Origin of the sequence: Microbacterium awajiense, assembly GCF_039536545.1 — a bacterium.
GTDB classification, from domain to species: Bacteria; Actinomycetota; Actinomycetes; order Actinomycetales; family Microbacteriaceae; genus Microbacterium; species Microbacterium awajiense.
This window is the reverse complement of sequence record NZ_BAAAYU010000003.1, coordinates 1-14,467: the sequence shown is the minus strand read 5'-3', so window position 1 is coordinate 14,467 and position 14,467 is coordinate 1. Positions and strand designations below refer to the sequence as shown.

The window sequence follows — 14,467 nt, the reverse complement described above, 5'->3', positions numbered from 1 at the left end:
TCACACCCCGCTGTCGGCATCGTAGCGGGCGAGCACCTCGTCGAGCGGCCCGTCCAGCACCAGCGCGCCCCTGTCGAGGTAGAGCCCGCGCGTGCAGAAGCGGCGCAGGTCGCGTTCGTTGTGACTGACGAAGAAGAGCGTGCGCCCCTCGGCGAGCAGTTCGTCGATGCGGCGATAGCACTTCTCTCGGAACGCCTTGTCGCCGACGGCGAGCACCTCGTCTACGAGCAGGATGGGCTCGGGCAGCTGTGACACGACCGAGAACGCGAGGCGCACCTTCATGCCGTTCGACAGGTGCTTGTAGGGCGTGTCCTGGAAGTCGTGGAGCTCGGCGAAGTCGATGATCCCGTCGTAGCGGCGCGCGACCTCGGCGCGTGTCATACCGTGCAGACCCGCCGTGAGCTTGACGTTCTCGCGCACCGTGAGGTCGCCCACGAAGCCGCCGGTGATCTCGATGAGGGGCGCGACGCCGCCGATCACATCGACACCGCCCTCGTCGGGCAGCAGCACGCCCGCGACGAGCTTGAGCAGCGTCGACTTGCCCTGACCGTTGCGCCCGACCACGCCGATCGACTCGCCGGCGCGCACGTCGAAGCTCACCTCGCGCAGCGCCCAGAACTCGTTCGGCTTGGACCGACGCGACGATCCGGCGAACAGGTCCTTGATGTTGCGGCGTCCGCGTCGGTTGCGCCGGAAGCGCACACCGAGGTCGTGCACGCGGATCGCGAGATCGGATGCCGCCATCACAGCTCCTTCAGCACCGGACGCTCGAGTCGGCGGAAGGTGATCACTCCCAGGCCGAGGAAGACGACGCTCATGACGGCACCGACCACGACGCTCAGGGTGTCCCACTGATCGGGGAAGAAGCCCATCCGGTAGAGCGTGAAGATGCCCGCGAGCGGGTTGAACGCGGCCGCTTCGGCGAACCCGCCGGGAAGGTCGGTGACCCCGTAGATGATCGGTGTGGCGTAGAACAGCGCCCGCAGGACCAGCCGCGTCGTGCGCTCCAGGTCGCCCCACAGCACGCACAGCGGCGCGACGATGAGGCCGATCCCCACCAGCAGCATCGTCTGCAGCAGCACCGCCACCGGGAACCACAGCAGTCCCCAGCCGATCTGCGCGGGCAGGGCGGAGTACTGCGAGACGATCACGAACAGCGCGAGGACCGGCAGTGAGAAGAGGAACTCGATCCCCTTGCTCAGCACGATCCGATTCACCCAGATGGAGCGCGGTATCGCCGTGGACCGCACCAGACGCGCATCCTTGTTGAACGCCCGTGTGAAGTCGGTCACGGCCGAGTTGAACCACACCCAGGGCAGCAGCGCCGTGATGAGGAAGACGATGTACGGCTCCTCGCCCACACCGCGACCGAAGATCTGGGTGAAGACGAACCAGTAGATCGCGCTCATCACGAGCGGGTCGAGCACCGACCACAGGTACCCGAGGGCGCTCGTGGCGTAGCGCACGCGCAGATCGCGCGCCGACAGCAGCCACAGCGAGTGCAGGTAGCGCCGGAGGGAGCCGGGCGCACCGACGGCGGCGGTGGTCACGATGCGAGTCTATGGGCGACGGTCACGCGAGCTGGTTCTGCCACATCGACAACGCGGAGCCGATGGCCATGTGCATGTCGAGGTACTGATAGGTGCCGAGGCGCCCGCCGAACAGCACCCGGTCCTCGCCCTTGGTCAGGTCGCGGTACGCCAGCAGGCCCGCCCGGTCCTGCGGCGTGTTCACCGGGTAGTACGGCTCGTCGTCGCGGTCGGCGAAGCGCGAGAACTCCCGCATCACGACCGTGCGGTCCGTCGGGTAGCGATCCTTGCGCTCGGGGTGGAAGTGACGGAATTCGTGGATGCGCGTGAACGGCACGTCGGCGTCGGCGTAGTTCATCACCGACGTGCCCTGGAAGTCGCCGGTCTCGAGCACCTCGCGCTCGAAGTCGAGCGTGCGCCAGGACAGCGCGCCTTCGGCGTAGTCGAAGTAGCGGTCGACCGGGCCGGTGTAGACGACGGGCAGCTGACCCACCACGGCTGCTTTGTGCAGAGGTTGGGTCCGGTCGAAGAAGTCGGTGTCGAGCTTCACCTCGATGAGGGGGTGGTCGGCCATCCGCTCCAGCCACGCGGTATAGCCGTCGACGGGGAGCCCCTCCCACGTGTCGTTGAAGTAGCGATTGTCGTAGGTGTAGCGCACCGGCAGCCGACTGATGACCTCGGCGGGCAGCTCCTTCGGGTCGGTCTGCCACTGCTTGGCCGTGTAGTCGCGGATGAACGCCTCGTAGAGCGGACGCCCGATGAGCGCGATGCCCTTCTCCTCGAGGTTGGCGGCGGTCTTCACGTCGAACTCCCCCGCCTGCTCGAGGACGAGTTCACGCGCCTGATCGGGCGAATAGGCGGCGGCGAAGAACTGATTGATCGTGCCGAGGTTGATAGGCAGCGGATAGACGACACCCCGATGGTTCGTGTACACGCGGTGCACGTAGTCGGTGAAGCCGGTGAAGCGGTTGACGTACTCCCACACCGCGGGGTTCGACGTGTGGAACAGGTGCGCGCCGTAGCGGTGCACTTCGATGCCCGTGGCAGGGTCGTCCTCGCTGTAGGCGTTCCCCCCGATGTGACTGCGCCGATCGATGACCGTGACGCGACGGCCGGATGCGGCCGCGCGCTCGGCGATGGTGAGGCCGAAGAATCCCGACCCGACGACGAGCAGGTCCACGCTCAGGCGACCTCGGAGTCCTTCGTCCGCGAAGCCGGCTCGGTCGAGCGGCGATGGGCCTCGATGGCGTCGACGCTGACGGGCAGCGACGGATGCCGCGCGGCGTCGACGTCAGCCGACCGGTGGGGGTCGAGCGTGCGATCGGGTGCGTACTGGATGAGCTTGATCCTCTCGAGGCTGTCCTCGAGCAGCGTCCGGTTCGTGCGGAGCATGTCCGAGATCACCAGCAGCGCCAGGCACAGGAGCGATCCGACCAGCATCGAACCACCGAACACGAGCGACTGGATGTGGTCACCGGCGACGCCCATCCAGTTCAGCACCAGGAAGCGACCGAACGGGATCGCCGCTCCAAGGAAGAAGAGCGCGGCGAGGGTGAGGAAGACCATGTGCGGCTTGAACATGATGTAGCTGCGCATGATCGCCTGACCGGATCGGCCCATGTGCTGGAAGATGTTCTTGAACAGCCGCGACTCACGGGTCTTCGCGTTCGTCGTGACGGGGACGCTCGCGATGCGGAGCCGCTTGTTCCCCGCCTGGATGATCGTCTCCATGCAGTAGCTGAACTGCGTCACGACATTGAGGCGGACGAGGCTTTCCCGAGAGTACGCGCGGAACCCGCTGGCGGCATCGGGCAGGTCCGTCTCGGCGGCGAAGTTGACCACCGAACTCCCCACGCCCTGCATGAGCTTCTTGAACGGCGAGAAGTGCGCGATCGTCTTGGTCTGCCGGTCGCCGATGACGATGTCCGCGTCACCGGCGAGGATGGGCTGCACGAGGTCGGCGATGCGGTCCTGCGGGTACTGATTGTCTCCGTCGGTGTTCACGACGATGTCGGCACCGTGCTGAAGCGCGTAGTCCACACCGTCCCGGAACGACCGCGCCAGACCCATGTTGCGGGTGTGGAAGACGAAGTGCTCGACGCCGTGTTCGCGAGCCACCTCCACGGTGCGATCGGTCGAGCCGTCGTCGATGATGAGGATGAAGACTTCGTCGACCCCGTCGATCTGCTGAGGGATGCTCTCCAAGACCGCCGGGAGGGTCTCCTCCTCGTTCAGACAGGGAACCTGAATGAACAGGCGCATGCGGATCCTTTCGGGCGGCGACGTGCGCGCCGGAGTACGGCCGGCTCACGGGACTCCCAGGATTCTAGCCCAGCGCTTGCTCGGAACCCGGTGAGAGCCGGGGACCGCCGACGAACTCGTCCACGATCGCCCGCGCGAATCCGCGCCAGCTGTTGCGTTGCGCGAAGTCCCCGATCCCGGGCTGAAGCGCGCGGCAGGCCTCTCGGGTGATGCCCCGGATGGCCTGTGCGAGCGCACCGGGATCGTCCGGCGGCACCAGGAATCCGGTGGTGTCGTCGACCACGTCCGGGATGCCCCCCACCCGCGTAGCGAGCACAGGCGTCAGGTAGTGGTACGCCGCCGACACGACGCCGCTGCCGGTCGCGGAACGGTACGGCAGGACGACGAGATCCGCGCGCGCGAAGTAGTCCGCTGCGGCGTGGTCGTCGACGTAGTGCAGCACCGCTTCGGCGCCGAGGGACTCGATGCGCGCGCGCAGGGCGTCCTGCCCCTCCCCCCAGGCCTCGCCGACCACCGAGAGGGCGACGTCATCATCATCGAGCAGGGCCATCGCGTCGAGGAGGGTGTCCAGCCCCTTGTACGGCCGGATGAAGCCGAAGAACAACAGGTCGAGTCGTGCCCGTGGCGCCCAGCGATGCGCGGGTTCGGGGAACCGGTCGTACACCGGGTGCGGTCGCTGCAGCACCGTGGCGCCGGGCACGAGGCGCTCCAGGTCGGCGCGCATCGCCGAACCGTGGACGACGTAGCCGTCGGCGGCGCGCAGCATCCCCCGCGTCAGCCGCGTGCGCAGGCCGCCCGCGTCGTGGTCGACGAGGTTGTGGCACAGGAAGACGACCCGGATGCCGCGCCGGCGCAGCCGTCGGGCCAGGTATGCGGACCACGGCTGCCAGAAGAGGGTCCACCAGTCGACCACGACGAGATCGGGCTGCGCCGCGATGATGCGGTCGACGGTGCGCCACCACGACCACGGCGAGGTGGCGCTGAGCACATACTGGGCGTGCGCGAGCCGGCCGCGGGTCGGATCCACGTCGGTGTCACCCGGGTACAGCAGGCGCGGGTACTGCTTCGAGAACGAGAAGACGCTCACATCCGCGACGTCCGCGAGGGCGGATGCCAGCGACTCGGTGTACTGCGAGATCCCACCTCGATAGGGGCTCACCGGACCGACGACGGCGATCCTGGGCCGGGCTCGGTCATCGCTCATCGCGCCTCCGCCGCTTCGAAAGTGTGCGCCCAGGCCCGCGACGACGTGAGGTCGGCAGCCCGATAGCGCTGCACGAGCCGCGGCCATTCGCGCCGCAGTCGGCGATGCAGCCTGGCGCTCTCGCGCAGCAGCCTCCGCGCGGCGACGCGGTCCCGCACGTAGAGGTGTCGGCGCCCCGATCCCGCCGCCGTCACGAGCGCGCTGTCGTACCTGCTCAGGCGCCACCACCGCGCGTGGCGTGCATCGAGCGCGACGTCGATGCCGTGCGCGAGACCCCGGGGACGATGGAACCACGCGGACAGCAGCGCGGACAGCGTGAACGCCTTCAGACGCCGGCCGGCAGGCATGTCCGACTCGTCGTCGGGCCATGGGGGTGCCGCCGGCGCGGCCGCGTCAGCGGGGGCGTCCGCCGTCTCGGGGAACTCTGCGGCGAGCGCGCGAGCCCTGCCCAGCGCGGTGCGCAGGTCGTCGTGCATGTGCTCGGGGCCGCCGAGCACCGCCTCGAGCGCGGTGTGCCGCAGGGCCACCGGGTAGTACTGCATGCTCAGGACGTGCTTGAGGTCGACACGTCTGCTGTGCACGAGCAGTGTGCCGCCGCGGGGGACGCTCGAGTGGAGCAGCGCGGTGACGATGCGGTTGCGCGCATGGAAGTAGGCCTGCCAGTCGACGTGGTCGTCCTTGCCCTCCCACGACATGTGCCAGAGCGCCACGCCGGGCAGCGTGACCGTGGGGATCCCCTGCGCCCGCGCCCGCAGAGCGTACTCCGCGTCGTCCCACTTGATGAAGGCGGGAAGCGGCAGTCCCGTCCGGGTGATCGCCTCGCGCGGGATGACGCACATCCACCAGCCGTTGTAGTCGGCCTCCATCGGGCGGTGCAGGAGAGGCTCCTCGCGCAGGTCGGTGCCGGCGAGGTCGAGCGGCATCCGCTCGGCGTGCTCGGCACGCCACATGAACGGCACTTCGTCGACGACCTCCGCCCACGCGTAGAGCTTGGTCCGGTGGAACAGATCGAGCATGTGCCCGCCGACGATCGTGGGCCGGCTGCAGTATGCGGCGAACACGATCGCGCGACGGACCGCTTCCGGCTCGACGTGGACGTCATCGTCCATCAGCAGCGCGAAAGGCTCGGAAGACCGATCGACCTCGTCCATCACCCGGGCATAGCCGCCCGAGCCGCCGAGGTTCGGCTGGCGCACCAGTCGGAGCCGACGGCCGAGCGCCGACGCCGCGGCGGCGAACCCCTCCTCCGCCTCGACGCGTCGGTCACCCTGGTCGACGACGATCACCCGCTCCACGACGTCATCGAGGCTTCGGTCTTCCGCGAGCGCGGAGAGGGTGGCCACGCAGTAGTCGGGCTTGTTGAACGTCGTGATGCCGACACTCGCGCGCGGCTCGACCCGCGGAGCGCTCGTCGCGACCCAGCGCGCGTCGCGCACGGCGACCGCCTCGCTCGATGCGGCGACGTCGAACCAGAGCCATCCACCGTCGGCGAAGCCGCTCAGCGGCGTATCGAACTCGATGCGCCCGGTCGTCGCTTCACGAAAGTCGACGCGGTGCGCACGCCCGTCGGGGTCGGATGCCATGAGTGCGACATCCGCGGTCCCGCCGATGTCGACGACGAGCGTCACCGACTCGAGTGCCGCCCAGCGGCGCCAGTACGCGGCGGGGAACGCGTTGAAGTACGACGCGAACGAGACGGTGCGACCCGGTTCGATCGTTACGCTACGGCGGCCATCCACGCGCAGGCCGGAGTCCGCACGCACATAGAGCGGCAGCACCTCGTGATCGAGCTCACCGGGCAGCACCACGTGCTGAAGGACATGGGACATGAGCGGGATGCCGAAGGGCAGGTCCTTCCAGGTGGAGGCAGATCTCGAGGGCGGTGCAGACGACCGGGCGCGAGTCGATTCTGCCATCCGCGTCGCCGCACCCCCACTCATCGGCCCGCCAGCGGCGGTCGGGTATCATCGCGGAGTGGTGCCCGTCCGGTGCGCGCCGCCGACAGACGAAGGAAACACGTGCCGATCGACACAGCGGAGCGCCGCCGATGACCTCTCACACTTCGATGGAGATCCCGAGCGCCCCTCCCGCCGGCCGCCTCGAGTGGTGGACGCTCGGTGCGATCACGGCCGCGTTCGTCGCGCTCGTCACGTTCTGGGGCATCCTGACCCCGATCTACGATGCGCCGGACGAGCCGCTCCACCTGAACAGCTCGATCCGCCTTGCCGAAGGCTGGGAGTGGCCGGACCCCGGCACCGCCGAGGTGCAGAACAAGGTGCTCGCCGCGCGCGGCCAGCAGAGCACGCCTGCCTCGGAGCGTTCGACCTTCGCGGAGCTGGCGCAATCGCAGCCGGGATATCACGGCGTCGACCAGATGACGCAGCACCCGCCCCTCTACTACGCGTACACCGGCACGGTGCTGCGCGCGATCGCCTTCGAAGACATCCGTGCCGACCAGGCGCTGCTGGCCGTGCGACTGGCCGGCCTGATCTTCGTCGTGCCGCTGCCGTTCTTCCTGTGGCAGAGCGTGCGAAGACTGACCGGGTCGCCCAAGGCGGCCATCGTCGGCGCTGCCACGGTGTTCGCGGTGCCCCAGCTCGCCCACATCATGGGTTCGGCCTCGAACGATTCGGCGACGATCGCCTTCTCGTGCGCGGTCATGTGGCTCGGCATCCGCATCATGACCGGTGATACGCGATGGCTCACCACCATCGGCCTCGGGCTCGCACTGGCCTTGGCGCTGTTCACCAAGGGCACCGCCGTGCCGCTGGTCGCCTTCGCGGGTCTCGTGCTGTTGCTGTGGCCGCGCGAACTGACCCTGTCGCACCGTCTGCTCCGCGCCGCCGCAGCGATGGCGGTCGCACTGCTGGGCGGCTGGTGGTGGCTGCGCAACCTGCTCGTGTTCGGCCGCCTGCAGCCGGCCGGACTCCGCTACCCCGACAACCCGTTCCCCGAGGGCCAGGGTCCGAGCGTCACTTGGTACATCGATCAGATGTGGGGTCGCGTGTCGTTGAGCTTCTGGGGCAACTTCGGCTGGCTCAACCATCCGATGCCCGTGATCCTCACCGACATCCTCACGGTGGTCGCACTCGCCGTGGTCGTCGGCTTCGCGTTCCGTCGCTCGGCCGTGCGCTGGCGCATGGTGCTGCTCGCGTCGATGCCGCTGCTGTTCCTCGTCGGGCTCGTCACACAGACCTGGCCGACGTACGTACGCACCCAGCTGCCGGCCGGCATGCAGGGGCGCTACTTCTTCGTCGTCCTCGTACCGCTGGTGGTGCTCAGCGCAGTCGCCTGGCTCAGGCTCGTGTCGCCGGATCGCCGTCGGGCGACGGGGGTCGGGCTGCTTGCGGTGTTCGCGGCGATCGGACTCGCCGGCATCGTCGTCGAGTTCCGCGCCGTCTACACCGGCATCGGAGACTGGCTCGTCCACACGCCGGCCGGCATCCCCGGCGCCATCGTGATCACGGTCGCGGCCGCCGCCCTCGCAGTGCTCGCGCTGGTGATGGCGATCCGCTTCGTGAGGACGGACCTGCCGCCGGTCCTGCATGACGCACCCGCAGCCCGGGATGATCGTGAACCCATCGCCGCGGGCTGAGGCCGATTCGACGCGGACCCGCGTCCTGATCATCACCGGCGATCGCATCGGGGCGCGCATGGCCGGTCCCGCGATCCGCGTGTGGAGCATGGCCGAGGAGATCTCGACCTCGTGCGATGTGCGCGTGGTGTCGTGGGCTGCGATCGAGCGGACCGCCGACGCCTTCGAGCTGCATCACGTCCGCGAGACCGACGACGCCGCCATGTCGGTGCACGAACGCTGGGCGGACGTGATCATCGTCCAGGGCGTCTCCTTCCGCATCTTCCCGAGCATCGCGCGAACCGACAAGATCGTCGTCGCCGACCTCTACGACCCGTTCCACCTCGAGCAGCTCGAGCAGAACAAGCACCTCGACGCGACCCGGTGGAACGAGGAGGTCACCAAGGCGGTGTCCCTGCTGAACGAGCAGCTGTCGCGCGCCGACTGCTTCCTCTGCGCATCCGAGCGACAGCAGACCCTCTGGCTCGGCGCGCTTTCGGCCGCGGGCCGCATCAACCCGCTGACCTACTCCGCCGACCCCTCCTTCGACTCGTTCGTGCGGATCGTTCCGTTCGGGCTGCCCTCGGGACCCGCCTCGCAGACCCGGCACGGACTCAAGGGCACGGTCGACGGCATCGGCCCCGACGACAAGGTGCTCATCTGGGGCGGCGGCATCTACGACTGGTTCGACCCCGTCACGCTGGTGAGAGCGGTCGGATCGGTCGCGACGCGGCATCCCGAAGTGAAGCTCTTCTTCATGAGCGCGCGCCACTTCAATCCGGATGTGCCCGAGATGCAGGTGCTCGCCGAGACCGTGCGCACCTCGGACGAGTTGGGTCTGACCGACCGGAACGTGTTCTTCAACGAGAACTGGGTCGACTACGACGATCGCATCAACTACCTCCTCGACGCGGATGCGGGCGTCAGCACGCATCCCGTGCACCTCGAGACCCGCTTCTCGTTCCGCACCCGACTGCTCGACTACCTGTGGGCGCGCCTGCCGATCATCACGACCGACGGAGACGGTTTCGCCGATCTCGTGCGCGAGCGGGGTCTCGGCCGGGTGGTTCCCCCCGCCGATCCCGACGCCCTCGCTGACGCCATCGTCGACGTGCTCTACGACGACGATCTGCGGGCATCGGCGATCACGGCGATCGACAGCGTGCGCGAAGAGTTCACGTGGGAGCGGGTCCTCGCGCCGCTGCGGGAGTTCTGCGAGGCGCCCGCCGTCGCGCCCGACCGTGCGGCCTCACCCAGCGAGCGCCGACAGCAGGCGGACTTCGACAGGATCCTCTCGATGCCGAAGGGCCGCCGCCGTGACGCGGCGCTGGTGATGTACTACCTCCGCACGGGAGGCGTCCGACGGGCGATCGACAAGGCCCGCGGCCGCCGGGAACGTCAGTCGGGCTGATCAGCCGCGACGGTCAGATCTCGCCCTCGTCGTCGAACTCGGACTCGATGAAGACCGAACCGGTGGCGCGCGCGTACGGCGTCGCGACGAACGAGCACGCCTGCGGCGTGTCGTGCAGGTGGCGCCCCGCCGAGTCGAGCAGCGACACATTGATGAAGTACTTCCCCGCGCCGAAGCGGGTGTCCCGCAGTCGGATGCGCACGCGGCGGCGACCCACCACCGGCGGCATCGTGATGCCCATCGACCGGCTGGAGGTGCCGTAGACGGGGCTCCCCAGCGTGTTGTCGACCTGGATCGCGACGTTGAGATCGTCCATGGGCCTCGTGATGTCGAGATCGATGGTGACGATCAGCCCGCTGCCGGGCTGCACGGTGCCGCCCGGGCCCGGATCCACGACCTCGAGCGAGGATCCCAGGATCACGGGATCGTGGAGGTCGCCCACGGCGACGCCGCGCCGGCGTGCCTCGCCCTCGAGCCGGCGCTCCTCGAGCAGGTCGCGGAACCGCGCCACCGCGGTGACCGCGTCGCCGTCGTAGACGACCTCGCCACGGTTGAGCAGCACCGCCCGGTCGCACAGCTCGGTGATCTGGCCGAGGCTGTGGCTCACGATGATGATCGTGCGGCCCTCCTCCTGGAAGGTGCGGATCTTGTCGAGGCACTTGCGCTGGAACGCCTCGTCGCCGACGGCCAGCACCTCGTCGACCAGGAGGATGTCGGGATCGGTGTGCACCGCGACGGCGAACGCGAGGCGCACGTACATGCCCGACGAGTAGAACTTGACCTGCGTGTCGATGAAGTCGCCGATGCCGGCGAACTCGACGATCTCGTCGAACTGCTCTTCGGTCTCGTCACGGCTCAGTCCCAGCACCGACGCGTTCAGGAAGACATTCTCGCGGCCCGTCAGGTCGGGGTGGAATCCCGCACCCAGCTCGAGCAGCGCCGCGATGCGTCCCCGTTGCCGCACCGTGCCCGAGGTCGGCTGGATGATGCCGCCGATGACTTTGAGCAGCGTGCTCTTGCCCGACCCGTTGTGACCGATCAGGCCGATCGTGCTGCCCGCGTGGATGTCGAGCGAGAGCTCGCGCAGCGCCCAGAACTCCTGGCGGTGCCGGCGACCGGCGCGACCGAGGGTGACGATGCGCTCCTTGATCGAAGAGTCCTTGCGGACGATGAAGCGCTTGGAGACATCGACGAGCTCGATCACCTCGGGCGGAGGGGCGGGGAGGGAGGCGAGGGTCATCGGATGTTCGTGTCGGGGTCTCGGGAGGTCATGTCACATCTCCTGGGCGAAGTCGCCCTGCAGGCGGAGGAAGGCGCGGTGCGCGGCGAACAGCAGAACGAGCCCGATCCCGAGCGCCACGAGCATCCGCAGCAGCAGATCGTCGGGTTGTACGGCATCGGCTCCGGCCACCCAGAAGGCCTTCTGGAAGCCGAGCACCGCGAGGGTCAGCGGGTTGTCGGTGTAGATCTCCAGCGCGATTCCGGGACCGAGGAGCTGGCTGACCATCTGCCAGGAGTACACCACCGGGCTGGCCCAGAACAGCACCATCGTCGCGACCTCGACGAGGTACTGGACGTCGCGCAGGTACACGTTCAGCGCCGATGTGAACAGCCCGACCGCCGTGCCGAAGACGAGCAGCAAGGCCACGGAGGGGAAGACGTAGAGGATCTCGACGTGCCACGGGAAGGCTCCCACGAGCAGGGTCGCGCCGAACAGGATGATCAACTGCATGCCGAAGTTGAAGATCGCCGAGCCGACGCTCGCGAGCGGGAACAGCTCGCGAGGTACGTAGACCTTCTTGACCAGGCCTGAGTTCGACAGGATGGATCCCGTCGCTCCGACCACGATCTCGGTGAACAGTCCGACAGCGACCAGGCCCGCGAAGATGTAGACCGCGAAGTCCGGAATGCCGCGGGCCGCCTGCAGGAACTGCCCGACCACCACGAAGTAGATGGCGAGCTGCATGAGCGGCCGGGCCAGCGACCAGAACAGGCCGAGCGCGGAGTCCTTGTACTTCGCCTTCAGGTCGCGCCGGACCAGGAGCCCGAGCATCTCCCGGTGCGCACCGAGATCGCGCAGCGACGCGACGAAACTGCCGAGCCCGAGACCGCTCGCCGGGCCGACCGTGCGCAACGGGGTCGCCGCGAGGCGTTCGAAGCGCCGGGCAGCGGCAGAACTGTTGGTCACCAAAGGATTCTAGCTATCCGCGGCCGTGGCCCGGTCGCGTCCACCCTGGATGCGACGCAGCTGTCGCCCCACGGCGTCGGCCGCCTTCACGACGCGTCGGTTGCGGTAGCCCTCCAGTTCCGCGAGCAGCTCGCGCAGGTGTTCCACCTCGCCCTCGAGCCGGTTCCGGTCGCCGAGCAGCTGCGCGTTCGTCGTCCGCAGTTCATGGACGATCGGCTCGTACTCCGCCTCGAGGCCGGTGAGAGCGCGCCCGATCGCCGCGAGACGCTCCTGCTCGTCGGCTCGGTACGGATCATCGGGAACCCGACCCGGAAAGCCGGAGGCGACGAGGGCGGCGAGCCGGTCGTCGCGCACGAGGGCGCCGGACGCAGACTGCTCGGCGAGTTCGCCGGCGGTCGGATGCTTCGCCACGTACGTCATTTCGAGCCGACCGCCCTGCCACCGTCGGAAGTCCTGCATGCCGTGGTGTCGTGGGCTCGGCGCGAGTTCGGGATTGGCGAGATACGCCTCCCCCGACACGCGCACCTTGTGCGAGTACTGGCGCCATGAGCGCCACGGCAGGTGCAGCACCTCGAGGTCGGAGGCGTGGCCGGCCTCGGCCCACCCCGGCGCGGTCGCGACGTGATTGCCTTGACTGACCTCGACCTCGGGGTGCGCGCGGTGCACGGCATCGGGGGTCGGGTGGAACGGGATGCCCGCGGCGTTGATCTCAGCGTCTGAGCGCTCGTCGCGGTACACGAGTCGATCCAGCCCGCTTCCGTCCCGCGCCGGGGCACCGGTCAGGTTCACGACCGGCACCGTCAGGCTCGAGACATCGTCCGAGACCGCGGCGAGGGCGTCGCGCACGGTCGACCCCGGCGTCCGCGTCACCCAGAACTCGTCGGCATCGGCGTTGACGACCCAGTCCGCGCCGAGTTCGGTCGCGGCGTACCGGGCCATGCGGGTCACGGTGACGTACTGCTGCTTGCGGTGCACGGGGTCGTGCCAGACGGTGGCGAATCCGTCGCGAGCGAACTCGTCGAGGATCTCGGGGGTGCCGTCGACCGATGCGTTGTCGGTGATGAGCACATGGTCGATGCCCTGTGCGCGATGATGCTGCAACATGGCACCGATGACGTCCGCTTCATCGCGGACCATCAGGGTCATGACGATCTTCACTGTGTGATGCTCTCGATACGTGGCCGCGATTCGGGTGCGCGGCGCGCTGCTCTGGTGAGCTGAAGCGACAGTCTATACGAGCCCACAGCGGGCTCAGGCTCTGCCACGACGCCCCCGCGGGAGCGCGCGACGGACGGTGCGACGCACGCGTGAGCCGGCCCAGCGCACCCTGCGCAGCGTGGTGCGCAGCATCCCCTCGTCGCGGTGGTTCAGACGCAGGTACATCGCGAGGAAGTCGCGCCACCCCCCGTCGCCGACGTAGCCCGCCCTCTTGAGGAACTGGATCTGGTCGAGCGTGAAGCCGGGGATCGTCACCGACATCTGGTCGAGGTTGAACTCGAACGCCGTATGGCTGATCGACAGGTGCTCGCCGGTCAGCGCGGTGCGCGTGTGGTAGCCGAGCTCGCCCGCTGCGTACGACGGAACGCGCTCGAGGATGTGGGCGAGCCCGCCGTCGCGGTACGCCTCGGCGCCGCCGAAGTCCGAGTACTTCCACTCGTGCTCGACGAGCAGACGCAGCGCCTCTGGACGTGCCGCGTACATCGAGCCGTACGGCGCGAGGGGCGAGATCTCATCGAGGGGGACGCGGATGCCGAGTTGTTCGGCGATCTTCTCGAAGCCGGCCAGGTTCGACCACCATCCGCGGCCCATCGTGGGGTAGCCGATGTGGACTGTGGGCGGATAGACCAGCCCCAGCCCCGGTTCCGCCTGGAACAGCGCCACCAGATTCGCGCTGTATCCGGGGCTGTTCAGCAGGTTGCTGAACTGCTGGTCCTTGAAGTACCGGCCCACGTTGAAGCCGTCCTGAGGCGTCTTCTTCGAGTGCAGTTTGACGATGAGGTCGTAGTCGTCGCCGAGCAGGACGTCGCGACAGCCGATGAGGAACGCACTCTGGTCGCGGCCGTCGTTCTCGACGATACGCACCTCCGAGCGCCGTTCGGCCGGCCGACGACGGGCGAGCACTTCGCGGATGGCGCTTGCCCGCTGCGGATCGGGCGTCGTGACGATGAGGTCGTATCCGCCGGGGAGCGTGTCGGCACGGTCGAGGATCTCGTCGGTCATGTCCACGTAGAAGATGTGGGCGATGACGGCGGTGCGCAGCGGACGGTCGGGGTCGTACGCGGTGTCGACATCGGGCAGC

General features: G+C 68.5%; 12 protein-coding genes. 2 read left to right on the top strand and 10 right to left on the bottom strand.

Annotation, left to right across the window (positions count from 1 at the left end; translation table 11 throughout):
* From ABD663_RS05605 to ABD663_RS05580, 6 genes are all read right to left on the bottom strand, one after another.
* Entirely contained in the window at positions 1-744 is a 744-nt protein-coding gene (locus tag ABD663_RS05605) for an ABC transporter ATP-binding protein (RefSeq protein WP_344736962.1), read from the bottom strand.
* On the bottom strand, positions 744-1,550 hold the full coding sequence (locus ABD663_RS05600; RefSeq protein ID WP_344736961.1) for an ABC transporter permease: 807 nt from the start codon (positions 1,548-1,550) through the stop codon (positions 744-746). The genes ABD663_RS05605 and ABD663_RS05600 overlap by 1 nt, the downstream gene beginning before the upstream one ends.
* Positions 1,551-1,572: 22 nt before the next feature.
* Complete coding sequence (glf, locus tag ABD663_RS05595) at positions 1,573-2,709, bottom strand: UDP-galactopyranose mutase (RefSeq protein WP_344736960.1); 1,137 nt, start codon at positions 2,707-2,709, stop codon at positions 1,573-1,575.
* Between the two features lie 2 nt (positions 2,710-2,711).
* Positions 2,712-3,791 (bottom strand): glycosyltransferase family 2 protein, encoded by a 1,080-nt coding sequence (locus tag ABD663_RS05590; RefSeq protein ID WP_344736959.1) that lies wholly within the window; start codon positions 3,789-3,791, stop codon positions 2,712-2,714.
* Positions 3,792-3,855: 64 nt separating this feature from the next.
* On the bottom strand, positions 3,856-4,995 hold the full coding sequence (locus ABD663_RS05585) for a glycosyltransferase (protein WP_344736958.1): 1,140 nt from the start codon (positions 4,993-4,995) through the stop codon (positions 3,856-3,858).
* The gene (locus ABD663_RS05580) at positions 4,992-6,824 is read right to left on the bottom strand and encodes a glycosyltransferase (RefSeq protein ID WP_344736957.1); all 1,833 of its coding nucleotides are present in this window, start codon (positions 6,822-6,824) and stop codon (positions 4,992-4,994) included. Before ABD663_RS05580 ends, ABD663_RS05585 begins: the two co-directional genes overlap by 4 nt.
* A gap of 218 nt (positions 6,825-7,042) precedes the next feature.
* Between ABD663_RS05580 and ABD663_RS05575 the strand changes: the two genes are divergently transcribed.
* Entirely contained in the window at positions 7,043-8,590 is a 1,548-nt protein-coding gene (locus ABD663_RS05575; RefSeq protein WP_344736956.1) for a DUF2142 domain-containing protein, read from the top strand.
* Between the two features lie 58 nt (positions 8,591-8,648).
* Positions 8,649-9,980, top strand: coding sequence for a glycosyltransferase family 4 protein (locus ABD663_RS05570; RefSeq protein ID WP_344736955.1), 1,332 nt, complete (start codon positions 8,649-8,651; stop codon positions 9,978-9,980).
* Between the two features lie 13 nt (positions 9,981-9,993).
* Here ABD663_RS05570 and ABD663_RS05565 read toward each other — a convergent pair whose 3' ends face one another.
* From ABD663_RS05565 to ABD663_RS05550, 4 genes are all read right to left on the bottom strand, one after another.
* Positions 9,994-11,220, bottom strand: a complete 1,227-nt coding sequence (locus tag ABD663_RS05565; RefSeq protein ID WP_344736954.1) for an ABC transporter ATP-binding protein — start codon at positions 11,218-11,220, stop codon at positions 9,994-9,996.
* Between the two features lie 33 nt (positions 11,221-11,253).
* Positions 11,254-12,168 carry an ABC transporter permease gene (locus tag ABD663_RS05560; protein WP_344736953.1) on the bottom strand — a complete coding sequence of 305 codons (915 nt, stop codon included), beginning with the start codon at positions 12,166-12,168 and terminating at the stop codon, positions 11,254-11,256.
* Positions 12,169-12,177: 9 nt separating this feature from the next.
* Positions 12,178-13,326 (bottom strand): glycosyltransferase family 2 protein, encoded by a 1,149-nt coding sequence (locus ABD663_RS05555; RefSeq protein ID WP_344736952.1) that lies wholly within the window; start codon positions 13,324-13,326, stop codon positions 12,178-12,180.
* A 93-nt stretch (positions 13,327-13,419) separates the two neighbouring features.
* Positions 13,420-14,467 (bottom strand): rhamnan synthesis F family protein (locus tag ABD663_RS05550; RefSeq protein ID WP_344736951.1); only part of this gene is annotated, 1,048 nt, incomplete at its 5' end.